Genomic DNA, 25230 nt, shown 5'->3' on the forward strand with positions numbered 1-25230 from the left:
AGCAACATGACAACCGAAAACACCATCCTCACCCCCGGCCAGGTCGATCTGGCCCTCCTGCGCCGTATCCACGCCGGCGGCGTCACGCTGTCGCTCGATCCGTCGACCTTCGACGGCATGCGTGCCGCGCAGGCTGCAGTGCGCCACATCGTGGAAAACGACGAGGTGGTCTACGGTATCAACACTGGCTTCGGCAAGCTCGCCAGCACGCGCATCGGCAACGACCATCTGGCCGAGCTTCAGCGCAATCTGGTGCTCTCCCACAGCGTCGGCACCGGTGCGCCGCTCGATGCCGCCGTGGTGCGGCTGGTGCTCGCGACCAAGGCGGTGAGCCTTGCGCGCGGACATTCGGGCGTGCGTCCCGAGCTGGTGGACGCATTGCTGGCGCTGTTCAACGCCGGCATCGTGCCGCGCATTCCTGCCAAGGGATCGGTTGGCGCGTCGGGCGACCTCGCGCCGCTCGCGCATCTGGCCTGCGTGCTGATCGGCGAGGGCGCTGCGAAGACCGTTGAAGGCATCGAGATCACCGGCGCGGAGGCGATGCGGCAGATCGGCCTCGAACCGTTCGTGCTCGGTCCCAAGGAAGGCCTCGCGCTGCTCAACGGCACGCAGGTGTCGACCGCGCTGGCGCTTGCCGGCCTGTTCGGCGCAGAGAACGTTTTCGCCGCCGGCCTGATGTCCGGCGCGCTGTCGCTCGAAGCGATCCAGGGTTCGATCAAGCCGTTCGATGCACGCATCCACGCTGCGCGCGGCCAACCGGGGCAGATGGCGGTCGCGGGCGCGATCCGCACGTTGCTCGAAGGCAGCGAGATCGTCCCGTCGCATGCCGACTGCGGCCGCGTGCAGGATCCGTATTCGGTCCGCTGCATTCCGCAGGTGATGGGCGCCTGCCTCGACAACATGACGCATGCGGCGCGCGTGCTGGTGACAGAGGCGAACGCGGCTTCCGACAATCCGCTGGTGTTCGTCGGCGATGACGGCGACGCTGCGGAAGTCATCTCCGGCGGTAACTTCCATGCCGAGCCGGTCGCCTTCGCGGCCGACATCCTGGCGCTGGCAATCTCCGAGATCGGCGCCATCGCCGAGCGGAGGATTGCGCTGCTGCTCGACACCGGCCTGTCGGGTCTGCCGCCTTTCCTCATCAGGGATGGCGGGCTGCATTCCGGTTTCATGATCGCGCAGGTCACGGCGGCGGCGCTGGCGTCGGAGAACAAGTCGCTGGCGCATCCGGCCAGCGTCGACAGCCTGCCGACATCCGCCAATCAGGAGGACCACGTGTCGATGGCCACCTTCGCGGCGCGCCGGCTGGGCGACATGGTGCAGAACACGGCTGTGGTCGTCGGCATCGAGGCAATGGCTGCGGCGCAGGGCATCGAGCTCAAGCGTGGACTCGAGAGTTCGCCGCTGGTCGAGGCCGAATTCGCGCGCATCCGCGAGCAGGTCGCCTTCCTGGATCGCGACCGTTTCATGGCGACGGATGTGGAAGCGATGCGGCGTTGGGCGCTGACCTGCTCGTGGCCGGAAGCGTTGTTGCAGGTCCTGCCCAGCTATGCCGCAGGCGGCGCCGCCGAGAACACGCCGATCAGCCGGTAGGTCGCACCCGGGTGATACAGCCGCGCGATCGAGGCCACCCGACCCTGCGACACCGTCCGCCGCGACACCCGCAACAGCGCTGCGCCGGTTTCGACACGCAGATGCCCGGCCAGCAGCGCATCGGCATTCACCGCTTCGACGACCTGTTCGGCGGCAGTCAGCGGCGCCCGTTCGAAGAGATGATGCGATGCCGTTTGCGCGTCGAGATCGAGCAAAAGGAAGTCGGGCACGACCTCCGGGTTCACGAAGCGCTCCTCGAACTGGATCGGCGTGCCGTTCTCGAAGTGCAGCACCTGGCAGCAGAAAACGCCGATGTCCGGCGCACAGCGCATGGCCTCGGCGATCTGCTTTCCGGCCTTGAGCCGCGTCTGCAGAAGCACCACGCTGGTGTGCCTGTGGCCGCGGCCCGCGATCTCTTCGCGGATGTCCTTGACGCTCAGGATGTTGGAGATCGGCTGGAGGTCGGCGACGTAGGAGCCCGAGCCGTGGCGCCGTTCGATCAGTCCTTCTGCTTGCAGCTCCTGCAGCGCGCGTCGCACGGTCATGCGTGCGTACCTGAATTGCTCGACCAGCTCGCGCTCCGACGGCAACTTGAATCCGGGCTTCCAGCCGCCGTGCTCGATCGCCTCGCGAATGGCCGCCTTGACCTCGGTGTAGCTGGTTTTCTGGCGTGCGGATTCGGTCGCCATCACGCTTCGGCCGCATGCGCGGCCCTCGACATCTCGCGCACCGTCTCGAAGCCGATGCGCCCGCTGCGCCGGCCCTGGTCATCGAGCACGGCCAGCTCCGAAGCGCCGGTCTCCAGCAGCAGCGCCAGCGCCTCGCGCAGAGAACTGCCAGCGGAGATGGCCGGCGCACCGGACTGCGCAGCGACCGGCTCGATCGCCTGGCCGACGGTGACCAGCGCCAGCCGCTTCAGCGACCGACCGTTGCCGAGGAACGAAGCCACGAAATCGTCCGCAGGCGACGAAAGCAGCGCATCCGGCGTCGCGTACTGCACCACCTTTCCGTCACGCAGGATGGCGATGCAGTCGCCCATCTTGAGCGCCTCGTCGATGTCGTGCGTGACGAAGACGATCGTCTTCCGCAGTTTTCGCAGGATGCGCAGGAACTCGTCCTGCAGCATGGTGCGGTTGATCGGGTCGATGGCGCCGAAGGGCTCGTCCATCAGCATGACCGGTGGGTCGGCAGCCAGCGCGCGGGCCACGCCGACGCGCTGGCGCTGCCCGCCCGACAGCTCGCGCGGATAGCGGTCGCGGTACAGCTCCGGTGCAAGGCCGACCAGCACCAGCAGCTCCTCCACCCGCGCACGGATGCGACGCTCGTCCCAGCCGAGCAGGCGCGGCACGGTCGCGACGTTGTCGCCGATGCGCAGGTGCGGGAACAGTCCGGTCTGCTGGATCACGTAGCCGATGCCGCGCCGCAGCGCCACCGGGTCCTGCGCGCGCACGTCCTGGCCGTTGACTTCGATCAGGCCGCTGTCGGGCTCGATCATGCGGTTGATCATCCGCATCGTCGTGGTCTTGCCGCAGCCCGACGAACCGATCAGCACGCACAGTTCACCCTCGGGAATGTCGAGCGACAGATGGTCCACCGCAGGGCGCGCGGTGCCGGGGAATTGCTTGGTCAGCCCCTCGATCTTGATCATGAAGTCAGCAGTCCTCTGGGAGTCATCGTCTTCTGCAGGCGGCCGAACAGCGTGTCGACGCCGATGGCCAGCAGCGTGGCCGGAATGGCGCCGAGCAGCAGTTGCGGGATCGCCATCATCGCGACGCCCGACGTGATGAATTCGCCGAGCCCACCGCCGCCGATGTAGGCCGCAAGCGTGGCACCCGAGATGACCTGCGCCGCAGCGGTGCGCAGGCCGGAAAAAATCAGGGGCAGGGCCAGTTGGAGCCGCACGCGGCGCGTGATCTCGCCCTCGCGCATGCCCATGCCGCGCGCCGCATCGATCACGTCCGGATCGACGCCACGTACGCCGGTGTAGGTGTTCAGCAGGATCGGCGGCAACGAGAGCAGGGTCAGCGCGAACAGCGACGGAACGAAGCCGGTGCCCAGTAACGGCATTGCAAGCGCCAGCACCGCCAGCGACGGCAGCGTGCGACCGACATTGGCCAGGTTGATCGCCAGCAGCGCATGGCGATCCGACAGCGCCAGCCGCACGCCGAGCGGCACCGCGACGATCGCGCCGGCAAGCAGCGCGAGCGCAGACAGCAGCACATGCGTCCAAAGGGCGGCCCCGAAGCGCGCCGGGTTGGCCATCAGCAGGTCCCAGGTCTGCGCGAGGAGGCTCATTGCGTGGCCCGCCTCGCACGTGTCTCGATCATCGACAGAAGCACGTCGACCAGCACCGACAGCAGGCAGGCGGTGAGCGCGCCGACCCAGATCTTGGGCGTGTGGTCGTTCGACATGCCGGCGAAGATGATGGTGCCCAGCCCGCCCGCGTTCACATAAGCCGCGACCACGGTGATGCTGATGACGGTGACGGCCGCAACGCGCAGGCCGGCCAGGATCACCGGCAGTGCCAGCGGCAGCTCCACGCGGCGCAGCACCTGCGCACCGCTCATGCCCATGCCGCGTGCGGCGTCGACCACTTCGGGCGGCACGCCGCGAATGCCGGTCGCGATGTTGCGGATCAGGATCATGAGCGAGAACATCACCATCGCGAGGATGCCGTTGGTCTTGCCGAGGCCGACGATGGGGATCAGCAATGCCAGCAGGGCAAGCGTCGGGATCGTGTACAGCACGCCGGTGATGCCCAGCGACACCGCCATCACGCGCGTGCTGCGCGCCGCCCAGATGCCGATCGGCAGCGAGATCGCGAAGGCGATCAGCAGGGCCGAGCCGGAAACCAGGATGTGCTCGGCCAGCGCCTGCAGCACCTGGTCCCAGTTGTTGAGGAACCACTTCATCGGAACTCGCCGGCCAGCAGCAGTCCGCGGACCCGATCGACATCGGGACCGAGGGGCCGGTCTTCGTCGAGCATCGGCACATGGGCGCGCACATCGTCGTAGGTCCGGCGCGCTCCGATGCCGATGATGTCGATGTCGACATTGCTCAGGTCGACCGCCTGCGCCGCGCTCAACAACTCGATGGCTGCCAGCGACACCAGCGCATCGGCGATCTGCGCGGTCTTGTCGACGACCTGCGGAGCCATCGGCGCGTGGTCTTCAGCGCCTTCGGAGAGCGGAAAGAAGTCGAGACAGGCCGGATTCGCCAGATGCCGGATCGCATTCCAGAGCGCGGTCAGCGTTTTCTGCATCGTCGCGAAGCCGGAGTGCGCCGGGCCATGCCGCGTGAGCTGCAGCGGCAGTCCGCTGGACGACGGAGAGTACAGGCGCAGGCAGCGCTGCACGCAGGCGGAGGCAGCTTGCGCCATCGCGAGGCCCAGCGCTTCCATGCCGATCGCAAGTCCGGGAACGTGGAAGTTGCCGGTGGAGATCAGCGTGCCGCTTTCGAGCAGCACCAGCGGACTGTCGCCCGCGCCGTTGAGTTCGGCCTCGACGTGAGCGGTCGCCTGATCGAAAGCCCATAGCACCGCGCCATGGATCTGCGGCACGCAGCGGAAGGAGATCGGGTCCTGCAGACGGCGCGCGACGCCTTCGCGCCACAGGTCGCTGCCGGCCAGCAACGCCTGAACACGTTCCGCGCTTTCTTCGACGCCCGGTGCCGGACGTGCGACGAGTGCCTCGGGCCGCAACGGCGACAGGTTGGCGCGGAAGCCTTCCATCGACAGCACGGCCGCGCGGTCGAGCATGTGCATCGCTCTGTCGACATCGGCCAGGGCCAGCGCCGCGCTGCCGACCGTGTATGCATTGGCGCTGATCAGCGCGAGTCCGTCCTTCGGTCCGAGCACGGCGGGAGCGAGCCCGGCGCGGCGCAACGCCTCGGCGCCGGTCAGCCGCTTGCCCTGGAATTCCGCATGTCCTTCGCCGATCAGCACCAGCATCGCATGCGACATTTGCGGCAGGTCAGCCACGCCAATCGAGCCGGTCGTGGGAATCACGGGGCACACACCGTTATTCAGCATGGCCAGCAGCGCATCGAAGACAGGCACGGAAATGCCGGAGCCGCCCGCGGCAAGTCCGGCAAGTCGTACGAAAAGCGTCGCCCGTACCCTGTCGGCCGGCGCCTGGGCACCAATGCCGACGCTGCGTGCCTGGATCGCCCGTGCCTGGTAGAGCGTGCGCTGCGTCGGGTCGAGAAGCTGGCCGGCATTGGCGCCAAGGCCGCTGTTGAGACCGTAGATCGGGGTATCGGAAGCCACCAGCCGGTCGACCACCTCGCGCGCAGCCCGCAAGCGCTCGTGAACCGTTGCACCGACGGCGACAGATTCGCCACCGCGCGCAACCGCCAGCAACTGGTCGAGCGTGACGACCGATCCATCGAATGTGATCATGGGCTGGCGCCGGCGCCGCTCAGCGGACGATGCCCTTTTCCTTCAGGAACGCCTTCGCCACGTCCTTGGGTTCTTCCTTCTCGCCGTCGACCAGGTAGTTCAGGCGCGCCATCGTCGCGTCATCCAGCAACGCACTGACCTTGTTCGTCACTTCGGCAAGCTTTGGATTCGCGTCCAGCGCTTCCTTGCGGACGACGGGCGCCAGGAAATACGGCGGCCACAGATTCTTGTCGTCCTTGAGCCGCGTGAGCTTCATGGCCGCGATCATTCCATCGGTCGAGTAGCCGTTGACGACGTCGATCTGGTCGTTCTTCAGCGCCTGGTAGCGCAGCCCGATGGCAAGCTGCAGGTCTTCCTTGAACTCCATGCCGTAGGTCGCCTTCAGGCCCGGCAGGCCGTCCTTGCGATCGCGGAATTCTGGGCCGGCGCCCAGCTTGAGCTCCTTGCCGACCTTGGTCAGGTCCGACAGCGTGGCCAGCTTGTATTTGGCGGCGACTTCGGGCTTCATCACCATCACGTAGGTGTTGTTCATCGGCGCCTGCGTCAGAACCACCAGGCCGTTGGCTGCATAGGCGGTCTTCACCTTGTCGTAGACGGCCTGCTTGTCGGTCATGGGTGCCGCCTTGAGCACGACCAGCAGCATCGTGCCTGTGTACTCGGGATAGAAGTCGATCTGCTTTTCCTCGAGCGCCTTGTGCGCGATCAGCGTGCCGCCGAGGTTGGTCTTGCGCTCGACCTTGATGCCGTTGGCCTCGAAAGCCTGTGCGTAGAGTTCGGCCAGTACGAACTGCTCGGTGAAATTCTTCGACCCGACCCGCACTGTCTGCGCGGAGACAAGTGCGACGCAGCCCATTGCCAGCGCAGCGACCATGGCTGTCCGCAAGGGAAAGAGCGGGCGTGAAGGGAAAGTGGCGGCAGCGTGCGGTGTCGTCATCGAAGTCTCCGTGAATCGGTGGATGCGTGGTCGGGCCGGCAGGGGATCTGCAAGCAAGCCGCATGCCTGTGCACCGAAGTGGTCTATTCCACTCGGCAGTCGCAGGGCAGATCGGCAAAAGCAATCATGGCGCAGTTATTGCTCGATTCCGTATGCCGGCCGGTGCCGAGGCGTGAAATTGGTGCATCGCTGACGCGCTGTTGATCGTCTGTCCGATAAAACTTATAGTGGTCTATACCAGTTGAGCGACATCGACCTACAAATCCGGAGATTCCCATGAACGCACCTGAAGATCTTGCCGTCATTGCCGTTGCCGCAGATCCGCGTGTCGACCCGACCCGCGTGATCCGCGCCCCGCGCGGCACCACGCTGAACTGCAAGAGCTGGCTGACCGAGGCCGCCTACCGCATGCTCCAGAACAACCTGGACGCCGAAGTCGCCGAGAACCCGCAGGCGCTGGTCGTCTACGGCGGCATCGGTCGTGCGGCGCGCGACTGGGCCTGCTTCGACCAGATCCTCACGTCGCTGAAAGAGCTGGAAGACGACGAATCGCTGCTGATCCAGTCCGGCAAGCCTGTCGGCGTGTTCAAGACGCACCTCAACGCGCCGCGCGTGCTCATCGCCAACTCCAACCTCGTACCAAAGTGGGCCACGTGGGAGAAGTTCCACGAGCTCGACCGGGCCGGCCTGTTCATGTACGGCCAGATGACGGCCGGCAGCTGGATCTACATCGGCGCGCAGGGCATCGTGCAGGGAACCTTCGAAACCTTCGTCGAAGCCGGTCGCCAGCACTACGGCAACGACCTGTCGGGCCGCTGGATCGTCACCGCCGGCCTCGGCGGCATGGGCGGCGCGCAGCCGCTGGCCGGTGTACTGGCCGGTGCCTGCGTGCTGGCCATCGAATGCCAGCAGTCGAGCATCGACTTCCGGCTGCGCACGCGCTATGTCGACAAGCAGGCGGAGGACCTGGACGACGCGCTCGCTCTCATCGCGCACCACACGGCGAAGAAGGAAGCAGTGTCGATCGCACTGCTCGGCAATGCGGCGGAAATCGTCCCGGAACTCGCGCGTCGCGTGAAGGCCGGCACCGCCATCCGGCCCGACCTGGTGACCGACCAGACCTCGGCGCACGATCTCATCCACGGCTACCTGCCGGCCGGCTGGACCGTGCCGCAATGGCAGGCCGCGATGAAGGATGCGTCGCAGCACGCGACGCTCACCAAGGCCGCCGCCAGGTCGTGCGTGGCGCACGTGCAGGCCATGCTCGACTTCCAGGCCATGGGCGTGCCGACGGTCGACTACGGCAACAATATCCGCCAGGTCGCGTTCGACGAAGGCTTGACCGACGCGTTCGACTTTCCCGGCTTCGTGCCTGCGTACATCCGGCCGCTGTTCTGCGAAGGAAAGGGACCGTTCCGCTGGGTTGCGCTTTCGGGCGACCCGGAGGACATCTACAAGACCGATGCGAAGATCAAGGCGCTGTTTCCGGACAACAAGCACACGCACCGCTGGCTCGACATGGCACGCGAGCGCATCGCCTTCCAGGGCCTGCCGGCGCGCATCTGCTGGCTCGGACTTGGAGAGCGCCACATCGCGGGGCTGGCCTTCAACGAGATGGTGAAGAACGGCGAGCTCAAGGCGCCGATCGTGATCGGTCGCGACCACCTCGACACCGGCTCCGTCGCCAGCCCGAACCGCGAGACGGAATCCATGAAGGACGGCACCGACGCGGTCAGCGACTGGCCGCTGCTCAATGCGCTGCTCAACACGGCAGGCGGCGCGACCTGGGTCAGCCTGCACCATGGCGGCGGTGTCGGCATGGGCTATTCGCAGCATGCCGGCATGGTGATCGTGGCCGACGGCACCGACGAAGCGGCAAAGCGACTCGGCAACGTGCTCTGGAACGACCCGGCCAGCGGCGTGATGCGCCATGCGGATGCGGGCTACGACATCGCGGTCGCCACGGCCCGCAAGCACAAGCTCGACCTTCCCATGATCCACAAGGCCTGAACAGGAGCCAGAAGATGTCCGATTCCACCGCAGAGATCAACCTCCACTACCTCAACCATCCGGACGTCCGGAAGCTGGCGATGACCGATGCCGAGATCATCGCGGCCGTCGAGCGCGGCCTGGTCGCGCAGGCACGCGGCGAGGCAACCATCGAGCCGCGCATGCATCTTGTGCCGGAGAAGGACTATCCCGGCCACTTCAACGTGTTGCGCGGCTACATCCGCACGATGGGTGACCAAGGTGTAGCGGGCGTGAAGGTGGTCGGCGACTTCTATCGCAACTACGAGATCGGCCTGCCGTCCGAACTCGCGATCCTCAACCTCTTCAACCCGAAGAACGGCGTGCCGGTCGCGATCATCGACGCGTCCGACATCACCGACATGCGCACCGGCGCGATCACCGCCATCGGCGCGAAACATCTGGCGCGCAAGGATTCGAAGATCCTCGGCCATATCGGTGCGCGCGGCACGGCCTACTGGAACGTGCGCCTGCTGCATTCGATCTTCGGCTTCGACGAGATCCGCGTGCACTCGCGCCGCAAGGAAAGCCGCGACGCCTTCGCTGCGAAGCTGGAGCAGGACCTGGGCGTGAAGATCACTGTGACCGAAGACTGGGAGTCGTGCGTGCGCGGCGCCGATATCGTGGTCGAGGCTTCGCGCCTCGAGAAGCCGGAGCCGAAGCTCAAGACCGAATGGATCAAGAAGGGCGCCTGCGTGATTCCCTATGGCACCAACAGCGCAGTCGAGCTTTCGCTGACCGACATCATGGACAAGATGGTGATGGACGACTGGGGCCAGGCCAAGGCCGGTCCGTTCGGAGCGCTGCGGGCGCACGTCGACAGCGGCAGGCTGTCAGCCGAGACGCTGCACGCGGAACTCGGCCAGATCGTTGCGGGCATGAAGCCGGGCCGCGAGAGCGACGACGAAACCAACCTGTTCTGGCACCGCGGTCTGTCGCTGTCGGACATCGCGCTCGGCTGCGCGATGCTCGACAAGGCGAAAGCCATGGGGATCGGACAGACGCTGCGTTTCCGCTGAACAGTGAACGCCGCCGTGCCTGTCGCCAACGCCCGCATGTACTCGGCGACGCCCGAAGTGCGCGAAGCCTGGAAGGTGCTGCTGCGCTGGGTGCTGGCACGTGCCGACCTCTCCTGGGACGTGATCGACTACGACGCGCCTGCGCCGCTGTCGGTGCTGTGGGCGCGGGACGATCTGGGTCTGTTGATGATGTGCGGACTGCCGTTCGCGCAGCGCGAAACGAAGCCGATCCTGATTGCCGCACCCGTGCCGTCCCCGTTGCGCTACGGCGGCGCACCGGTGTACTTCACCGACATGGTCGTGCGTGCCGACGCGCCGTTCCAGACGCTGAAGGAGACCTTTGGCGGCACGGTCGGCTACACGCTGTCCGATTCGATGTCGGGCGGCTTGGCTTTCGCACGCCACCTCGCACCCCACCGCGCGAGGGAAGGCACCCGGCTCTACACGAAGGCGGTCGGAAACCTGATCCACGCGCGCGGCGTAATCGAGGCGCTGGTCGACGGCCGCATCGACATCGGTCCGCTCGACAGCTACTACCACGACCTCCTGCGCCACAACGCGCCGGCGCTCGCAGCGCAGGTGCGCGTCGTCGCCAGTACCGGCCCGATGCCGATTCCGCCCCTTGTCGCGACCGCTGCACTCGCGCCGGACGAACTGCAGCGCCTGCGCAAGGCGCTCGCCGATGTCGCTGCAGCGGTCGAGTTGCAGCCGGTCAGGGAACGCGTGTTGCTTGCAGGTTTCGTGTCCGTCGATCCGGCGGCCTACGACGTTCTGGCCGCGACCGCGCGGCGCCCTGTCCCATCCTTCGAGGAACTCTGACGATGAAGCGCTTGCTGTGGGTCACTTCGATGGCCGCGTCGATCCTGCTTGCTGCGGTGCCGCTTTCGGTCCAGGCGCAAACCTATCCCTATCCGGCCAGGCCCGTGCACGTGGTCGTGCCCTTCGCACCGGGCGGGCCGGTCGACGTACTGGCCCGCGTGCTGAGCCAGGATTTCGGCGAGGCCTGGAGCCAGGCCTTCGTGGTCGAGAACCGGGCAGGCGCCGCCGGCAACATCGGCGTCGACTTTCTGGCCAAGGCCGCACCCGATGGCTACACCGTCGGCATCGTGCCAGCCGGCAACATCGCGGTGAACCCGTCGCTGTTCGCCAACCTGCCGTACAAGGCTTCGGAGCTGCAGCCGGTGACGATGCTCGCGACCGTCGAGAACGTTCTGGTGGTCAGTGCCGACTCTCCGGTGAAGAGCCTCAAGGACCTGCTCGCGATGGCCGCCGCAAAACCCGACACGATGAGTTTCGCTTCGCCGGGTGCCGGCAGCCAGGCGCATCTCGCGGGCGAGCTGATGTCGCTCGAGGGCAACGTCCGCATGATCCACGTGCCGTACAAGGGCACCGGACCCGCGCTCAACGACGTCATCGGCGGTCAGGTCACGATGATGTTCGGCCAGATGTCGTCGGTGCTGCCGCTGATCCGCGGTGGCAAGCTGCGCGCGATCGGCATCGCCAGCCTCAAGCGGTCCGCCACGTTGCCGGAAGTGCCGACGGTCGCGGAGCAGGGCATGCCTAAGTTCGAAGCCGTCTCCTGGTACGCACTGATGGTGCCTGCCGCGACGCCGAAGCCGGTCGTCGACAAGCTGAATGCCGAGAGCCTGGCGATGCTGGCCAAGCCGGCCATCCGGGAGCGCTTCGCCGGACTCGGACTGGAGCCCGGCGGCGGCACGCCGCAGGCGCTGGCCTCGACCATCCAGACCGAAACCGCGCGCTGGGCCGACGTCGTCCAGAAAAAGAACATCAAGCCGGACTGACTGTCGGCCGTATCGAATCTCCTGCCGCTTTCGTCTCTCTTTCTGTCTTTCTCTTTAAAGGAATCACCATGTTCTTCCGCCGCCAGCTTGTCGCCGCCGCCACCGCATTCGTCGCATTCGTCGTTTTCGGAGGGCTGACCGGTGTCGTCCATGCGCAAGCACAGGCGGTGCTCACCGTCGGCACCGACGCGACTTTCCCGCCGATGGAGTTCGTCGAGAACGGCCAGCGCACCGGCTTCGACGTCGAGCTGGTCGAGGCCATCGGCAAGGCGATGGACCGGAAGATCGAATGGGTCGACATCGACTTCAAGGGTCTGATCCCCGGCTTGATCTCCAGGCGATTCGACATGGCGGTCTCGGCGATCTACATCACCGACGAGCGCAGGAAGGTCGTCGACTTCACTGCGCCGTACTACGCCGGCGGCCTGGTCGCGATGGTCAAGGAAGGCAACACCACGATCAGGACGCCTGCCGACCTGAACGGCAAGAAGGTCAGCGTGCAGGTCGGCACCAAGTCGGTGAGCTATGTGAAGGAAAAGTACCCGCAGGTGCAGCTGATGGAAGTCGAGAAGAACCAGGAGATGTTCAACCTGGTCGACATCGGCCGCAGCGACGCAGCCGTGACCGGCAAGCCCGCCGCCTACCAGTACACCCGCACGCGCCCCGGCCTGAAGGTGCTCGACGAGCAGCTCACGACCGAGGAATACGGCATGGCGATCCGCAAGGACACGCCCGAACTGACGAAGTCGGTGAATGCAGCGATCGACAGGCTGAAGGCCGACGGCACTTACGCTGCAATCGTCAAGAAGTGGTTCAAATGACAGGCCTCGCAAGTCTTCGCGGCTGATCCGTGGATCTGGATTTTTCACCCGTCCGGGCCGGCTGGCCCGACCTGCTGCGAGGCGCGCTCGTCACGGTGGAAATCACCGCGTGCGCCCTGGCGCTCGGCTGCGTGCTCGGCCTGCTGGTCGGCATCGGCAGGCTGGACCCGAAACGCCGCTGGCTCTACGGCATGTGCACGGCCTACGTTGCGGTCATCCGCGGCACGCCGCTGCTGGTGCAACTGTTCATCCTGTTCTTCGGCTTGCCGCATTTCGGCATCCTGCTGCCGGCATTCCTGTGCGGCGTGCTGGGGCTCGGCGTCTACTCGGGTGCGTACGTTTCGGAGATCGTGCGCGGCGCGATCCAGTCGATCGATCGAGGGCAGACGCTCGCCGCGCAGTCGCTGGGCATGACGCCTTCCGTCGCGATGCGGCAGATCGTGCTGCCGCAGGCGGTGGTGCGCATGATTCCCCCACTCGGCAACGAGTTCATCGCGCTGATCAAGAATTCTGCCCTGGTGTCGCTGCTGACCATTCATGACGTGATGCATGAAGGTCAGAAGATCATCAGCGTGTCGTACCGCTCGCTCGAGGTCTATCTGGCCATCGCGCTCGTGTACTTCGTGCTGACCGGCACCGTCACCCTGGTGCTGCGGCATTGGGAACGAAAACTGAGTCAAGGAGGGCTGGTGCGATGAGCTTGCGGCGTTTTACATGCGGAGAGTTGCCCGTCACGATGTGGAAGAACGGCGGTGGAATCACTCGGGAGGTCGTCAGCTGGCCACCTTACGCGGAGCCCGATGCGTTCGACTGGCGGGTCAGCATCGCGACCATTGCCGCGAGCGGTTCGTTTTCGACGTTTCCGGGGGTTGACAGAACGATCGTGCTGCTCGATGGCGACGGGGTGCGACTTCGGTCGGACGGGTTCGACGAGATGCTCGACGTGCCGCACCAGCCTTTCGAATTCGACGGCGAGGCATCGGTGGATTGCACCCTGCTGGGCGGCGAGTCGACCGATCTCAACCTCATGGTCCGACGTGGACAGGGCCGCGCCCAGGTGCGTGTCCTCGAAGACACGATGACGCTGGACGCCAGCGAGCACGGCGTGCTGATGTGCATCGAGGGGCAGTGGCGCGTCGGCGGGGGCGTGTTGCGGCACGGCCAGGGTGTCTGGTGGACCGAACAGGAGGAAACCTGGCAGGTGAAGCCGGCGAGTCGCGGTGCCCGGCTGGCTGTCGTGCAGTGGCGGTCCGTGCGGGAAGAGTTCTAGGTCATGACGCCCTTCGCGTCCCTTTCTTCTGCCGACGGCGTGTGGACCCGCCTTCGTCTCGCGACGAAAGCGAGCGAGCAGGCGGCCATCGTGGTCGCAGACGGAAGGATCGGCTGGGTCGGACCGCTCGCCGATCTGCCGGTCGGGTTTGGCGCGCTGCCCGCGCACGACGGGCGCGATGCGCTGGTCACGCCGGGCCTGGTCGACTGCCACACCCATCTGGTCTACGGCGGCCAGCGCGCCAACGAGTTCGCGATGCGGCTGGCCGGTGCGAGCTACGAAGAGGTGGCGAAGGCGGGTGGCGGCATCCTCTCCAGCGTGCGTGCCACGCGGGAGGCGAGCGAAGACGAACTGTTCGCCAGCGCTGCGAAGCGGCTCGAAAGTCTGCTGGCCGAAGGCGTGTGCGCGATCGAGATCAAGTCGGGCTACGGGCTGACGCTGGAACATGAGCGCAAGCAGTTGCGTGTGGCGCGTCGCCTGGGCGATGCTTTCGGCGTGACGGTGCGCACCACCTTCCTCGGCGCGCATGCGTTGGCGCCGGAGTACGCTGGCCGCAGCGGCGACTACATCGACCTCGTGTGCGACGAGATGCTGCCGGCGCTGGCCGCTGAAGGGCTGGTCGATGCGGTCGATGTGTTCTGCGAGCGCATCGCGTTCTCGCTGGAAGAGACCGAGCAGGTATTCATGGCTGCGCAGCGTCTGAAGCTTCCGGTGAAGCTGCATGCGGAGCAGCTGTCGGACATGGGCGGCGCCGCGCTGGCCGCGCGCTACGGTGCACTGTCCTGTGATCACATCGAGCATCTTTCTGCCGCCGGCATCGAGGCGATGCGGGCGGCGGGCACGGTCGCCGTGCTGCTGCCGGGTGCGTTCTATACCTTGCGCGACACGCAGGTGCCGCCGATCGCCGCGCTGCGCGAGGCCGGCGTGCCGATGGCTGTGTCGACCGATCACAACCCGGGCACGTCGCCGGCTCTGAGCCTGCTGCTGATGGTGAACATGGCTTGCACCTTGTTCCGCCTGACGGTGCCCGAGGCGATCGATGGCGTGACCGTGCATTCGGCGCAGGCGCTGGGCCTGCAGGCGACGCACGGCACGATCGCAGTGGGTATGCCGGCGAACTTCGTGCTGTGGGATGTGCGGGAGGCGGCGGAGCTGGCTTACTGGTTCGGGCAGCGGCCGGTGAGGGGTGTCGTTCGGCAGGGGAGGGTGGCGTTGCATGACTGACACGTTCTTCGCCAGCCAGGCCCTGCTACCCACCGGCTGGGCCTCCAACGTTCTCCTCGAATGGAACGACGACGGCCAGCTGACCCGCGTCGAACCGAACGCCACCGCAGCCCTACCGACAGCAACCGGCCCGGTCGTTCCAGCCATACCCAACCTGCATTCCCACGCCTTCCAGCGCGCCATCGCCGGCCTCACCGAATTTCGCGGCCAGGCGAGCGACAGCTTCTGGAGCTGGCGCACGCTGATGTACCGTTTCGCACTGCGGCTCGATCCGGCGCAGCTCGAAGCCATCGCGCTCGGGCTGTATGTCGAGATGCTGGAAGCCGGCTACACCACGGTCTGCGAGTTCCATTACGTGCACCACCAGGGCGACGGTCGCCCGTATGCCGACGACGCCGAACTCGCGCATGCCCTGCTGCGTGCAGCCCACCGAGCGGGCATCGGCATGACGCTGCTGCCGGTGCTCTATCAGACCAGCGGCTTCGGTGCCACTCCGCCGGGCGACGGCCAGCGGCGTTTCATCCGTTCGACCGATTCGATGCTGCGCCTGCTCGAAGGCCTGAAGCCGACATGCGAGGCGCAGGGCGCGCGCCTCGGGCTGGCCCCGCATTCGCTGCGCGCCGTGCCGCCCGACGCCTTGCGCGATGTGCTGGCCGGGCTGGACGCCATCGACCCGACCGCGCCGGTGCACATCCACATCGCCGAGCAGACCAAGGAGGTCGACGACTGCATCGCCTGGAGTGGGCAGCGCCCGGTCGCGTGGCTGCTGGACCATGCACCGGTCGATGCGCGCTGGTGCCTGGTGCATGCCACGCACATGGACGCCGACGAATACCGTCGCGCCGCGGCAAGCGGCGCAGTCGCCGGTCTGTGCCCGACCACCGAGGCCAATCTCGGCGACGGTATCTTCGACATGCCGGCCTGGTGCACGGCCGGCGGCGCATGGGGGATCGGCTCCGACAGCCACATCTGCGTCAACGCCGCCGAAGAATTGCTGATGCTCGAATACAGCCAGCGCCTCTCCACGCGGCAGCGCAACGTGATCGCCGATGCCACGCAACCGAACGTCGCCAGCGCGATGACGCTGGCTGCGGTTCGAGGCGGTGCCCAGGCATCGGGCCGTGCGGTCGGGGGCCTGGTTGTTGGGCAGCAGGCCGATTTCACGGTGCTCGATGCCCGGCATTCCGCACTCGCCGGACTCGACGCGCCCGACATGCTGTCGTCGCACATCTTCGCCAGCCACCGTACCGGCGCCATCGACGCGGTCTGGGTCGCCGGCCAGCCGCGCGTGCAGGCCGGCCGCCATCCACTTCACGACAGCGCATCGGCCGGCTTCGTCGCCGCACGTCGCCAATTGCTTCAGGACACGCAATGACATTCCAGACCTCCGAACCCGCGTTTCGCTTTCGCCAGGGCACCCGACCGCTGCTGATCTCGATGCCGCACGTCGGTACCCACGTTCCGCCCACACTGGCCGCGCGCTTCACGCCCGAAGCGCAGCAGGTTCCGGACACCGACTGGCACCTCGAACGTCTCTACGACTTCGCCGCAGCGCTCGGCGCATCGGTACTCGCCGCAACCCATTCGCGTTATGTGATCGACCTGAATCGCCCGCCGGACGGTGCCAGCCTGTATCCCGGCCAGAGCGTCACCGGACTCTGCCCGGCCGACACTTTCGACGACACGCCAATCTATGCCGACGGTGGTTCGCCCGGCGCGCTGGAGATCGACGCGCGCCGGGAAGCCGTCTGGCAGCCCTATCACGCGAAGCTCGGCGAAGAGCTGGCGCGCATCAAGGCGCGGCATGGGGTTGCGGCGTTATGGGATGCGCACTCGATACGCTCGGTACTGCCGCGTTTCTTCGACGGGAAGCTGCCCGACTTCAACCTCGGCACGGCGCAGGGCAAGAGCTGCGATCCGATCCTTGGCGCCCGCCTCCTGGAAGTCGCGCAGGCCGCGTCCGGCTTCACGTCGGTGCTCAACGGCCGCTTCACCGGCGGCTACATCACGCGGAACTACGGCCAGCCTTCGCAGGGCATTCACGCGGTGCAGCTGGAAATGACGCAGAGCAGCTACATGGAGGAAACGCTGCCCTTCGATTACCTGCAGACCGTTGCGGCCAGTGTGCGTCCGCATGTGCGGCGGATGCTGGAGACGGTGCTGGAGTTCGTCGAAGCGCAGCCGCGCAAGGTCTGACGGTTCCGGATTCAGGCCTCCGGCTGCACGGCCAAGGCCCGGTTTCTACAATCCGGGCTATGAAGCCCGTCGTCTACACCCGCGCCCAGCAACTCCCCGCCATCCTGGCCCAACGCATCGCCATCCTGGACGGCGCGATGGGCACCATGATCCAGCGCTTCAAGCTCAACGAAGCCCAGTACCGCGGCGAGGGCTACAGCGGTCCGGACGGCACCGGCGACCGGTTCAGGGATTTCGAGCGCGACGTGAAGGGAAACAACGAGCTGCTCTCGCTGACCCGGCCGGACGTGATCCGCGACATCCACGAGGCCTATCTAGCTTCCGGCGCCGACCTTATCGAGACCAACACCTTCGGCGCGACCACCGTGGCGCAGGAGGACTACAAGATGGCGCATCTGGCGCGCGAAATGAACCTCGCATCGGCCAGGCTGGCCCGCGCTGCCTGCGACAAGTTCAGCACGCCCGACAAGCCGCGCTTCGTCGCCGGCGCACTCGGCCCGACGCCCAAGACCGCCAGCATTAGCCCCGACGTGAACGATCCCGGTGCCCGCAACGTCGATTTCGAGACACTGCGCGCCGCTTACTACGAGCAGGTCGAGGCACTTGTCGAAGGCGGCAGCGACGTCATCCTGGTCGAGACGATCTTCGACACGCTCAATGCCAAGGCCGCGCTGTTCGCGGTCGACGAGTACTTCGAGAACAGCGGCGAGCGCCTGCCGCTGATCATCAGCGGCACCGTGACCGACGCCTCGGGCCGCATCCTGAGCGGCCAGACCGTGACCGCGTTCTGGCACAGCGTGCGCCATTCGCAGCCGCTGGCCGTGGGGCTCAATTGCGCGCTCGGCGCGGCGCTGATGCGGCCGTACATCCAGGAGCTGTCGCGCGTGGCCGGCGACACCTTCATCAGCTGCTATCCGAACGCCGGTCTGCCCAATCCGATGAGCGACACCGGTTTCGACGAGACGCCGGATGTCACTTCGCGGCTGCTGCACGAGTTCGCGGCCGACGGGCTGGTGAACATCGTCGGCGGCTGCTGCGGCACGACGCCCGACCACATCGCGGCCATCGGGCAGGAAGTCGCGGCGCTGCCGGGCCGGAAGATCGGCCGCGGCGTGTTCTACAGAGAGCCGGACGCCGCTCTCGCCGACTGAACTTTCGAAGCCGGGTCCGAAGCCGACGCGCTTTTGTCGCGCGCAATGAGCGCGACGAAGCGCTGCGCGCCCAGCCCGAGCGGCCGCTCCCGCGACCACACCACGTCGACCCACAGATCGAGCCCGTTGCTCAGGTTCTCGAACGGTATCTCCAGAAGCGTGCCCGCCGCCACATGCGGCTTCGCGAAGTTGCGCGGCAGCCAGCCCCAGCCCAGGCCGGCGGTGATCAGGCTCAGCGCAGCCAGCGCGTTGTCGGTGCGCCAGACGTGGCGTGCGAAGACGAAACGCGGGTCGCTGGTGGTCAGATCGCGTCCGGCAACGACGATCTGCCGCGTGGTCGTCAGATGTTCCTCCCGAAACCGCCCGCCTGCCGCGGCGAGCACCGGATGGTCGGGCGCCATCACCGCGACCATCGTGTCGCTCGCCACTTCCTGAAAACCCTCCCGTCCGTCGAGGCTCGGCCGCTCGAAGACCAGCGCCAGCTGCGCGCGGCCCGAATGCAGCAGCGCCAGCGCGTCGGCCTGCGGCGCGGCGAGCACCTCGACTTCGAGCAGCGGGTGTTCCTGCGCCAGCGCTGCGAGCGCACCGCTCCAGGGGGCTGCGAGAAGTTCGGGTGCGATGGCCAGCGTCAGGCGGTTCTCCAGCCCCTGCGTAAGCGACAGCGCCTGCACCTGCAACTGCTTGAGCTGTGCCGCGAGCAGTCGTGCCTGCGGCTCCAGCGAGCGCGCGGCGGCGGTGGCCCGGGGCTCGCGGCCAATGCGGTCGAACAATGGCAGATCGAGTTCGGCTTCGAGGCCGGCGATGGTCATGCTGACTGCCGAAGGCACGCGGCCCAGCGAGCGCGCCGCGGCTGAAAACGAGCCGTGGTCCAGCACGGCGAGGAACACCTGGACGTTGTCGCTCGAAAAACTCATGGCCCTGCCTGTCAATAAATCTGAAAGAAGCTGACTTCTTATATCAGCCGGGCGCAAATAAAGTCCAGCCTTGTTCAAGAGGTTTCAGGGAAAAGTCATGCAAGGGATCAAGCGCCGGGTCGTGTACATCACGCTGTACGAGGCGATCGCCATCGTCGCGGCGAGCATCGGACTGGCCGCCATGTCGGGTCAGGGGCTCGGGCATTCGGGCGCGCTGGCGGTGATCGCTTCGGTTATCGCCGTGGTCTGGAATCTGGCCTTCAATGCGCTTTTCGAGCGCTGGGAAGCTCGCCAGGCCGTGCGCGGTCGCAGCCTGATGCGCCGCGTCGCGCACGCGATCGGCTTCGAGGGCGGACTGGTCATGTTTCTGGTGCCGACCTTCGCCTGGTGGCTCGACATCAGCCTGATGCAGGCGCTGGTGATGGACCTCGGGCTGGTGATCTTCTTCCTGGTCTACACCTTCGTCTTCAACTGGGCTTTCGACGCGGTGTTCGGTCTCCCGGCCTCGGCCAGCGGCGCCGCGCAGCCGGCCTGATGCGCTGAAACATCCCGGCAGCGGCGGATCGTCGCGCGCCCGTGCAACACTCGGAGATGTCTTCTTTGGAATCTTCGGAATGGGCCGCGTCCGCCCTGCAGGCGTTCGACGGTGTGGTGCAGGCCAGCACCGGTTTTCGCAGCCGCGCGGGTCAGCGGCACATGGCCGAGAAAGTCGCTCGGACCCTGGCCGCGGCCACGTTGGGCAAGAGTGACGACAAGGCAGGCAAGTCCGGCGACAGTGCCGCCGACGGGCAGGGCGACATCGAATCGAGCCCGGACGCCCCGGTTCGTGCCATCGCCGTGATCCAGGCCGGCACCGGCGTCGGCAAGTCGCTCGCGTACTGCGCGCCGGCCATCGCGCTGGCGATCTCGCGCAACACGCGCGTCGTCATCTCCACCGCCACGGTCGCGCTGCAGGAGCAGCTGGTTACCAAGGATCTGCCGGCGCTTGCCAAACTGTTGCCACAGCCTTTCCGCTTCGCACTCGCCAAGGGACGCGGTCGCTACGTCTGCCAGCTCAAGCTCGCGCGCCTCACCGGCTTCGCCGAAGAAGCGCAGGATGACGACGAAGACGGCACCGACGACCTGTTTGCAGAAGACGAGCCCGCTGCACGCCCCGAGCGCCCGCAGCACGAGGTGGCAGCGCGGCTCCAGTTCTTCACCGGCATCGCGCAGGCGCTGGCCAGCGGTGCCTGGGACGGCGACCGCGATTCGCTCGACACGCCGCCTGCGCCGGAGGTCTGGTCGTCGATGGCTGCCGATGCTGCGTCATGCACCGGCAAGCACTGCCCGTCGTTCGAAGGATGCACCTACTACGAGCGCCGCAAGACGCTGGTCGGCGCGCAGGTGATCGTGGTCAATCACGACCTGCTGCTGTCGTCGCTCGGTAACCGGTTGCTGCCCGAACTCGACAACTGCCTGCTGGTGCTCGACGAGGCTCACCATCTGCCGGCCACCGCGCTGGCACAGTTCGCCTGCCGCATGGACCTGGGTCGCCACGGTTGGGCCGAGCGGCTCGCGCAGCGTGCGATACGGGTTGGCGTGCTGCTCGAAGTGACCGACGTGGCCGACATTCCCGGCCACGCGTCGCAGATGCGGCAGGCGATGCAGCAGGTCGAGCGGCTGGTGATGGAGCTTTACGGCGAGACGCTGCAGGCCAATCTCGGCTCGAACGGAGCGCCGTCCGCGACCGCGGTTGCAAGTGGACGCGCCACCTCCCGCGCGCGCCTGCCGCGCGGCGAACTGCCCGAATCGCTGCAGGAGCCGCTCGGCCGTGTCGCCCATCATGCGAGCGGTTTCCTCGACTGCCTGCGCACCATAGCCAAGGCGCTGCGCGCCGAATTGCGCGACAACCCCGGCCAGGCGCGGCGTCTGTCGTCGATGTATGCGCAGCTCGGCGCGCTCGCGCCGCGCCTTGAACAGATGCTCGACACCGCGCAACTGCTGCTGCGCGAATCGGCACCCGATGCCGTGCCCGCCGCCAAGTGGTTCACGCTGGAAGTCGACGGCGACATGTCGTCGCTGCAGGCGCATGCCAGTCCGCTGCTGCCCGGCGCCACGCTGCGCCATCATTTGTGGAGCAAGGTGCGCGGTGCCGTACTGACATCGGCCACGCTCACCAGCTGCGGGCATTTCGACTTCTTCCTGCGCGAGGCTGGCCTGCACAACGACGCGGCCGCCAGCACGCTCGAAGTGCCGAGCCCGTTCGACTACGCAGTGCAGGGCCGGCTCTTCGCCACCGAGACCCGCGCCGATCCGCGCGAAGCAGCCGCCTACGTCGCGGAGATGGTGCAGGCGCTGATCCGGGACCTTGGCGACGTGCGCCACGGCGCGCTGGTGCTGTTCACTTCGCGCGACCAGATGCGGCAGGCGCTGCTCGCGCTGCCCGACGCGCTGCGACCGCACGTGCTGGCGCAGACCGCCTTGCCGCGCCAGCACCTGCTCGCCACGCACCGCGCGCGCATCGCCGATGGCGCGCCATCGATCATCTTCGGCATGCAATCGTTCGGCGAAGGGCTCGACCTGCCGGGGAAGCTCTGCGAATCGGTCTTCATCACCAAACTGCCGTTCGCGCCGCCGGACGATCCGGTCGGCGAGGCGCGCGCCGAATGGCTGCGCAGCGTCGGCCGCGATCCGTTCGTCGAACTGGTGGTGCCGGCGACGGCGATCCGGCTGGCGCAATGGGTCGGTCGGGCGATCCGCAGCGAGGACGACAGGGCGAGCGTGTATTGCTATGACCGGCGGCTGGTGCGGACGGCGTATGGGCAGCGCTTGCTGAACGGATTGCCGCCGTTTGCACTGACGCGGGTGGCTGCAGGCGAAACAGCGGTACCGGCCGAGGCGAGCTAGCTTCAATCCGGCACGGGCAGTCGCCCTCGCAGGAACTCGGCGAACGCATAAGCAATCACCGGCATCTGCTTGCCCCGCAGATTCGCCAGCACCATCTCTCCGCGCGGAAAACCGCGATCTTCGATGTCGCGCGCCACGATGTCGCGGTCGGGTGCAGCGGCGCCGACGGCCATCTGGAAGGAGATCGACCGGCGATCGTCCAGGCAGCCGCGCAGGAATTCGAAGCTGTTGCTCTCGACCATCGCATCCAGCTTCGTCGAACTGCGTGCCAGGAATCGCTCCAGCAACTGCCGTCCGCCGGTGTCGCGATTCGACAGCACCACCGGATATTCCGCGCAGTCTCGCAGGCGCAGGGCGGCGTTACCGTCTTTCACCAGCGGATGGCCGGCGTGCATGATCGCCATCAACCTCTGTTCGACCACCGCGGCGCGCTCGATGTCGGCTTCGGGTGCGAGGTTGAAGACCAGTGCCAGGTCGGTCTCGAAGCTGCGCAGCGCGGCTGCGGCCTGCACGTGGTCGCCGATGCGCACGTCGAACGCAACCAGCGGATGCGTGGCGCGAAAGTCCCTGATTGCATCCGGCAGGAAGCGCGGAGCCAGCGCCTGGCTGGCGACTACGCGCACCTTGCCGCGGCGCATGCCCTGCAGCTCCTCGATCTCCGAGCGCACGCGGTCCAGGTCGGCGCTGCGGCCGCGGATGTAGCGCACGAACAGCTCTCCTGCCGCCGTCAGCCGCATTCCGCGCGGCAGGCGTTCGAAGACCGGCGTGCCGAGTTCGTCCTCGATGTCCTGGATGCGGCGGTTCACTGCCGATGGCGCGACATGCAGCCGCTCGGCCGCCTGGCGGATCGATCCGACGCGGGCGACTTCGTCGACATAACGGAGCAGACGCAAGTGGTTCATGGAAATCGATCTTGCAACGATCGTGCCGATGGCGTGCCTGTGCAACCGTTGCCGTTTCGGCAACACGAGTAGCGCGATAAAGCGTCGAAGCGGAGCGGTGTTTGGCATGGCGGGTGCATGGATTCCGGCATGACATCGCCACGCCGCCCCGCCGACACCAAGTTGGTTCCGAAACCGCCCGATAACGCGGCATCGTTCGGTCCGGCCGTGCACAACGCATGGCAGCTGCACGGCGCCGAGGGAGCGCAAGACGAGCACGTCAGTTTCGTGCGCATGGCCTGCGAACCGAGGCCTCTGCTGATCGCCGACGCCATGCCGCAGGCGGTCGAAATCGATCTCGCTCGCAGCGCTTTGGTCGTGGTCGACATGCAGAACGATTTCTGCCATCCCGAAGGCTGGTTCGCGCAGAAGGGACTCGGCACCAAGGCGGCGCGCAAACCGATACCGGTGCTGCAGGCCCTGCTGCCGAATTGGCGCAAGCGCGGCGGCGCAGTGGTCTGGCTCAACTGGGGCATCCGCGCCGATCGCGCCAATCTCTCGCCGACCGTGCAGTTCAAGGGCAAGCGCAGCGCCGACGGCGTGGGTTATGCGGAGCATTCGCCGATCGACCACGGGCCCTCGCTGGTGCAGGGCAGCTGGGGAGCGCAGGTGATCGATGCGCTTGCCGTGGCACCGACGGACATCACGGTCCACAAGCACCGTCTGAGCGGCTTCTGGGACAACGAACTCGACACGCTGCTGCGCCAGCAGGGCATCACGACGCTGCTGTTCTGCGGCATCAATACCGACCGGTGCGTGTTCTCGACGCTGCAGGACGCGAACTTCCTCGGCTACGACTGCGTGCTGCTGCAGGACGCCTGCAGCACGCCGTCGCCCGCCTATGTGACCAAGGGCGTGCTCTACATCGTGCAGCTGCTGCACGGTTTCGTCGGCAGCGCTGCTTCGCTGATGAGCAGCCTGGAGGCTTCCCCAGCTTTCCCGTCTTCCCTTTGCTCCCCTTGCTCCCCTCGATCGCCTCAACCCCAGGAGTCCTGACCCATGAAACCTTTCCCTTCCAGCCTGCTGTCCGCCTGCGGACTCGCACTGGCGCTCATCGCCGCACCTGCAGCCGCGCAAACCCCGATCAAGCTGGTACTCAACTGGAAATACGAAGGCCCGCAGTCGTGGTTCTTCCTTGCGCAGGACAAGGGTTACTTCAAGGAAGAAGGGCTCGACGTCACCATCGATCAGGGCGAGGGTTCCGCTGCGTCGATTCCGAAGGTCGCGGCAGGCGCCTATCAGGCCGGCTTCGGCGACATCAACGCGCTGGTCGACCTTGCGGCCAAGCGGCCGGCCGATGCGCCGGTGGCTGTCTACATGCTCTACAACACGCCACCGTTCGCGCTGGTGGTGAAGAGCGACAGCGCCATCAAGACCCCGAAGGACCTCGAAGGCAAGACCATCGGCGGTCCGGCCAACGATGGTGCGCTGAAGCTGTTTCCGGCCTTCGCGAAGCTCGCCAAGATCGATGCGGGCAAGGTGACCATCACCAACATGGCGCCCAACCTGCGCGAGCAGATGCTGGTGCGAGGGCAGATCGACGCCGGCTTCGGCTACGTGACGACGATCACGTTCAGCGCCAAGGGCATGGGCCTCGACCCGGCGAAAGACCTCCGTTTCATCCGTTACGGCGACTACGGCATGGACCTGTATTCGAACACCGTGTTCTTCTCGAAGAACTTCGCGAAGGAGAACCCGAAAGCGGTCGCCGGCTTCGTCAAGGCGCTCAACCGTGCGGTCAGGGAAGTGATCGCCGACCCCGATGCGGGCGTCGATTTCGCGGTCAAGCGCGAGCCGCTGCTCAAGCGCGACGTCGAGAAGGAAAAGCTGCTCGCCACGCTCAGGAACGACATGAGTCATCCGGAGATCGCGCGCATCGGCCTGGGCGACGTCGACGACGCACGTCTGACCAAGGACATTGCCATCGTCGTTGAGGCCAACGCCTTGCCGCGCACGCCGACGGCGGCCGAAATCTTCGACCGCAGCTTCTTGCCGGCCCGTGCCGATCGCCCGTCGAAAACCACCAACTGAGAACCGGGAAAGAGAGACCGA

At 66.7% G+C, this 25230-nt stretch carries 24 protein-coding genes; 16 read left to right on the forward strand and 8 right to left on the reverse strand.

Annotated features, from left to right (window positions below):
• Positions 1-6: 6 nt before the first annotated feature.
• Positions 7-1593 carry a histidine ammonia-lyase gene (hutH, locus tag ACSFA3_RS17500; RefSeq protein WP_435506751.1) on the forward strand — a complete coding sequence of 529 codons (1587 nt, stop codon included), beginning with the start codon at positions 7-9 and terminating at the stop codon, positions 1591-1593.
• Here the strand turns inward: hutH and ACSFA3_RS17505 are convergent.
• Genes ACSFA3_RS17505 through ACSFA3_RS17530 form a run of 6 tightly spaced genes read right to left on the reverse strand, consistent with a single transcriptional unit; the run spans position 1548 to position 6926 of the window.
• Positions 1548-2282, reverse strand: a complete 735-nt coding sequence (locus ACSFA3_RS17505; protein WP_435506752.1) for a UTRA domain-containing protein — start codon at positions 2280-2282, stop codon at positions 1548-1550. The two genes, hutH and ACSFA3_RS17505, sit on opposite strands and share 46 nt — an antisense overlap.
• A complete protein-coding gene (locus ACSFA3_RS17510; protein WP_435506753.1) occupies positions 2282-3241 on the reverse strand; it encodes an ABC transporter ATP-binding protein in 960 nt (319 codons plus the stop codon). The genes ACSFA3_RS17505 and ACSFA3_RS17510 overlap by 1 nt, the downstream gene beginning before the upstream one ends.
• Positions 3238-3888 (reverse strand): ABC transporter permease, encoded by a 651-nt coding sequence (locus ACSFA3_RS17515; RefSeq protein WP_435506754.1) that lies wholly within the window; start codon positions 3886-3888, stop codon positions 3238-3240. The genes ACSFA3_RS17510 and ACSFA3_RS17515 overlap by 4 nt, the downstream gene beginning before the upstream one ends.
• The gene (locus ACSFA3_RS17520; RefSeq protein ID WP_435506755.1) at positions 3885-4505 is read right to left on the reverse strand and encodes an ABC transporter permease; all 621 of its coding nucleotides are present in this window, start codon (positions 4503-4505) and stop codon (positions 3885-3887) included. Before ACSFA3_RS17520 ends, ACSFA3_RS17515 begins: the two co-directional genes overlap by 4 nt.
• The gene (locus ACSFA3_RS17525) at positions 4502-5992 is read right to left on the reverse strand and encodes an HAL/PAL/TAL family ammonia-lyase (RefSeq protein WP_435506756.1); all 1491 of its coding nucleotides are present in this window, start codon (positions 5990-5992) and stop codon (positions 4502-4504) included. The genes ACSFA3_RS17520 and ACSFA3_RS17525 overlap by 4 nt, the downstream gene beginning before the upstream one ends.
• 19 nt (positions 5993-6011) lie before the next feature.
• The gene (locus ACSFA3_RS17530) at positions 6012-6926 is read right to left on the reverse strand and encodes a glycine betaine ABC transporter substrate-binding protein (RefSeq protein ID WP_435506757.1); all 915 of its coding nucleotides are present in this window, start codon (positions 6924-6926) and stop codon (positions 6012-6014) included.
• 276 nt (positions 6927-7202) lie between these two features.
• On the opposite strand from ACSFA3_RS17530, the gene hutU reads away from it, so the two are divergent.
• The 11 genes from hutU to ACSFA3_RS17585 all read left to right on the forward strand — a co-directional run bounded on the left by hutU (position 7203) and on the right by ACSFA3_RS17585 (position 18437).
• Entirely contained in the window at positions 7203-8936 is a 1734-nt protein-coding gene (hutU, locus tag ACSFA3_RS17535) for a urocanate hydratase (protein WP_435506758.1), read from the forward strand.
• A gap of 14 nt (positions 8937-8950) precedes the next feature.
• On the forward strand, positions 8951-9973 hold the full coding sequence (locus tag ACSFA3_RS17540) for an ornithine cyclodeaminase family protein (protein WP_435506759.1): 1023 nt from the start codon (positions 8951-8953) through the stop codon (positions 9971-9973).
• A gap of 15 nt (positions 9974-9988) precedes the next feature.
• Complete coding sequence (locus tag ACSFA3_RS17545; RefSeq protein ID WP_435506760.1) at positions 9989-10792, forward strand: phosphate/phosphite/phosphonate ABC transporter substrate-binding protein; 804 nt, start codon at positions 9989-9991, stop codon at positions 10790-10792.
• A gap of 2 nt (positions 10793-10794) precedes the next feature.
• The gene (locus ACSFA3_RS17550) at positions 10795-11775 is read left to right on the forward strand and encodes a Bug family tripartite tricarboxylate transporter substrate binding protein (protein WP_435506761.1); all 981 of its coding nucleotides are present in this window, start codon (positions 10795-10797) and stop codon (positions 11773-11775) included.
• 68 nt (positions 11776-11843) lie between these two features.
• Complete coding sequence (locus ACSFA3_RS17555; RefSeq protein WP_435506762.1) at positions 11844-12596, forward strand: transporter substrate-binding domain-containing protein; 753 nt, start codon at positions 11844-11846, stop codon at positions 12594-12596.
• A 29-nt stretch (positions 12597-12625) separates the two neighbouring features.
• On the forward strand, positions 12626-13294 hold the full coding sequence (locus ACSFA3_RS17560; protein ID WP_435506763.1) for an amino acid ABC transporter permease: 669 nt from the start codon (positions 12626-12628) through the stop codon (positions 13292-13294).
• Positions 13291-13866 carry a HutD/Ves family protein gene (locus tag ACSFA3_RS17565; RefSeq protein WP_435506764.1) on the forward strand — a complete coding sequence of 192 codons (576 nt, stop codon included), beginning with the start codon at positions 13291-13293 and terminating at the stop codon, positions 13864-13866. The genes ACSFA3_RS17560 and ACSFA3_RS17565 overlap by 4 nt, the downstream gene beginning before the upstream one ends.
• Positions 13867-13869: 3 nt before the next feature.
• Positions 13870-15090 (forward strand): imidazolonepropionase, encoded by a 1221-nt coding sequence (gene hutI, locus ACSFA3_RS17570; RefSeq protein WP_435506765.1) that lies wholly within the window; start codon positions 13870-13872, stop codon positions 15088-15090.
• Positions 15083-16465 carry a formimidoylglutamate deiminase gene (locus ACSFA3_RS17575; RefSeq protein WP_435506766.1) on the forward strand — a complete coding sequence of 461 codons (1383 nt, stop codon included), beginning with the start codon at positions 15083-15085 and terminating at the stop codon, positions 16463-16465. Before hutI ends, ACSFA3_RS17575 begins: the two co-directional genes overlap by 8 nt.
• The gene (gene hutG / locus ACSFA3_RS17580) at positions 16462-17286 is read left to right on the forward strand and encodes an N-formylglutamate deformylase (RefSeq protein ID WP_435506767.1); all 825 of its coding nucleotides are present in this window, start codon (positions 16462-16464) and stop codon (positions 17284-17286) included. The genes ACSFA3_RS17575 and hutG overlap by 4 nt, the downstream gene beginning before the upstream one ends.
• A gap of 59 nt (positions 17287-17345) precedes the next feature.
• Positions 17346-18437, forward strand: a complete 1092-nt coding sequence (locus ACSFA3_RS17585; protein ID WP_435506768.1) for a homocysteine S-methyltransferase family protein — start codon at positions 17346-17348, stop codon at positions 18435-18437.
• On the opposite strand, the gene ACSFA3_RS17590 is transcribed toward ACSFA3_RS17585, so the two are convergent.
• Positions 18404-19351: a LysR family transcriptional regulator gene (locus ACSFA3_RS17590; protein ID WP_435506769.1), complete on the reverse strand. Its 948-nt coding sequence runs from the start codon at positions 19349-19351 to the stop codon at positions 18404-18406. The two genes, ACSFA3_RS17585 and ACSFA3_RS17590, sit on opposite strands and share 34 nt — an antisense overlap.
• Positions 19352-19448: 97 nt before the next feature.
• Between ACSFA3_RS17590 and ACSFA3_RS17595 the strand changes: the two genes are divergently transcribed.
• Both ACSFA3_RS17595 and dinG read left to right on the forward strand, forming a co-directional pair.
• Positions 19449-19886 carry a PACE efflux transporter gene (locus ACSFA3_RS17595; protein ID WP_435506770.1) on the forward strand — a complete coding sequence of 146 codons (438 nt, stop codon included), beginning with the start codon at positions 19449-19451 and terminating at the stop codon, positions 19884-19886.
• Between the two features lie 65 nt (positions 19887-19951).
• Positions 19952-22237 (forward strand): ATP-dependent DNA helicase DinG, encoded by a 2286-nt coding sequence (gene dinG / locus ACSFA3_RS17600; protein ID WP_435506930.1) that lies wholly within the window; start codon positions 19952-19954, stop codon positions 22235-22237.
• A gap of 2 nt (positions 22238-22239) precedes the next feature.
• Here the strand turns inward: dinG and ACSFA3_RS17605 are convergent, their stop codons facing one another.
• Positions 22240-23139 carry a LysR family transcriptional regulator gene (locus ACSFA3_RS17605; protein ID WP_435506771.1) on the reverse strand — a complete coding sequence of 300 codons (900 nt, stop codon included), beginning with the start codon at positions 23137-23139 and terminating at the stop codon, positions 22240-22242.
• A gap of 129 nt (positions 23140-23268) precedes the next feature.
• Between ACSFA3_RS17605 and ACSFA3_RS17610 the strand changes: the two genes are divergently transcribed.
• Both ACSFA3_RS17610 and ACSFA3_RS17615 read left to right on the forward strand, forming a co-directional pair.
• The gene (locus ACSFA3_RS17610) at positions 23269-24174 is read left to right on the forward strand and encodes a cysteine hydrolase family protein (RefSeq protein WP_435506772.1); all 906 of its coding nucleotides are present in this window, start codon (positions 23269-23271) and stop codon (positions 24172-24174) included.
• Positions 24175-24177: 3 nt separating this feature from the next.
• Positions 24178-25209: an ABC transporter substrate-binding protein gene (locus ACSFA3_RS17615; protein WP_435506773.1), complete on the forward strand. Its 1032-nt coding sequence runs from the start codon at positions 24178-24180 to the stop codon at positions 25207-25209.
• Positions 25210-25230 lie beyond the last annotated feature (21 nt).

It is taken from the genome of Variovorax glucosi (genome assembly GCF_051216695.1).
GTDB lineage: Bacteria > Pseudomonadota > Gammaproteobacteria > Burkholderiales > Burkholderiaceae_C > Variovorax.

What these genes read in the sequence shown, in the direction of transcription:
- hutH (WP_435506751.1), top strand. Translation starts at nt 7, where the DNA reads ATGACAACCGAAAACACCATCCTCACCCCCGGCCAGGTCGATCTGGCC.
- ACSFA3_RS17505 (WP_435506752.1), bottom strand. Translation starts at nt 2,282, where the DNA reads ATGGCGACCGAATCCGCACGCCAGAAAACCAGCTACACCGAGGTCAAG.
- ACSFA3_RS17510 (WP_435506753.1), bottom strand. Translation starts at nt 3,241, where the DNA reads ATGATCAAGATCGAGGGGCTGACCAAGCAATTCCCCGGCACCGCGCGC.
- ACSFA3_RS17515 (WP_435506754.1), bottom strand. Translation starts at nt 3,888, where the DNA reads ATGAGCCTCCTCGCGCAGACCTGGGACCTGCTGATGGCCAACCCGGCG.
- ACSFA3_RS17520 (WP_435506755.1), bottom strand. Translation starts at nt 4,505, where the DNA reads ATGAAGTGGTTCCTCAACAACTGGGACCAGGTGCTGCAGGCGCTGGCC.
- ACSFA3_RS17525 (WP_435506756.1), bottom strand. Translation starts at nt 5,992, where the DNA reads ATGATCACATTCGATGGATCGGTCGTCACGCTCGACCAGTTGCTGGCG.
- ACSFA3_RS17530 (WP_435506757.1), bottom strand. Translation starts at nt 6,926, where the DNA reads ATGACGACACCGCACGCTGCCGCCACTTTCCCTTCACGCCCGCTCTTT.
- hutU (WP_435506758.1), top strand. Translation starts at nt 7,203, where the DNA reads ATGAACGCACCTGAAGATCTTGCCGTCATTGCCGTTGCCGCAGATCCG.
- ACSFA3_RS17540 (WP_435506759.1), top strand. Translation starts at nt 8,951, where the DNA reads ATGTCCGATTCCACCGCAGAGATCAACCTCCACTACCTCAACCATCCG.
- ACSFA3_RS17550 (WP_435506761.1), top strand. Translation starts at nt 10,795, where the DNA reads ATGAAGCGCTTGCTGTGGGTCACTTCGATGGCCGCGTCGATCCTGCTT.
- ACSFA3_RS17555 (WP_435506762.1), top strand. Translation starts at nt 11,844, where the DNA reads ATGTTCTTCCGCCGCCAGCTTGTCGCCGCCGCCACCGCATTCGTCGCA.
- ACSFA3_RS17565 (WP_435506764.1), top strand. Translation starts at nt 13,291, where the DNA reads ATGAGCTTGCGGCGTTTTACATGCGGAGAGTTGCCCGTCACGATGTGG.
- hutI (WP_435506765.1), top strand. Translation starts at nt 13,870, where the DNA reads ATGACGCCCTTCGCGTCCCTTTCTTCTGCCGACGGCGTGTGGACCCGC.
- ACSFA3_RS17575 (WP_435506766.1), top strand. Translation starts at nt 15,083, where the DNA reads ATGACTGACACGTTCTTCGCCAGCCAGGCCCTGCTACCCACCGGCTGG.
- hutG (WP_435506767.1), top strand. Translation starts at nt 16,462, where the DNA reads ATGACATTCCAGACCTCCGAACCCGCGTTTCGCTTTCGCCAGGGCACC.
- ACSFA3_RS17585 (WP_435506768.1), top strand. Translation starts at nt 17,346, where the DNA reads ATGAAGCCCGTCGTCTACACCCGCGCCCAGCAACTCCCCGCCATCCTG.
- ACSFA3_RS17590 (WP_435506769.1), bottom strand. Translation starts at nt 19,351, where the DNA reads ATGAGTTTTTCGAGCGACAACGTCCAGGTGTTCCTCGCCGTGCTGGAC.
- ACSFA3_RS17595 (WP_435506770.1), top strand. Translation starts at nt 19,449, where the DNA reads ATGCAAGGGATCAAGCGCCGGGTCGTGTACATCACGCTGTACGAGGCG.
- ACSFA3_RS17605 (WP_435506771.1), bottom strand. Translation starts at nt 23,139, where the DNA reads ATGAACCACTTGCGTCTGCTCCGTTATGTCGACGAAGTCGCCCGCGTC.
- ACSFA3_RS17610 (WP_435506772.1), top strand. Translation starts at nt 23,269, where the DNA reads ATGACATCGCCACGCCGCCCCGCCGACACCAAGTTGGTTCCGAAACCG.
- ACSFA3_RS17615 (WP_435506773.1), top strand. Translation starts at nt 24,178, where the DNA reads ATGAAACCTTTCCCTTCCAGCCTGCTGTCCGCCTGCGGACTCGCACTG.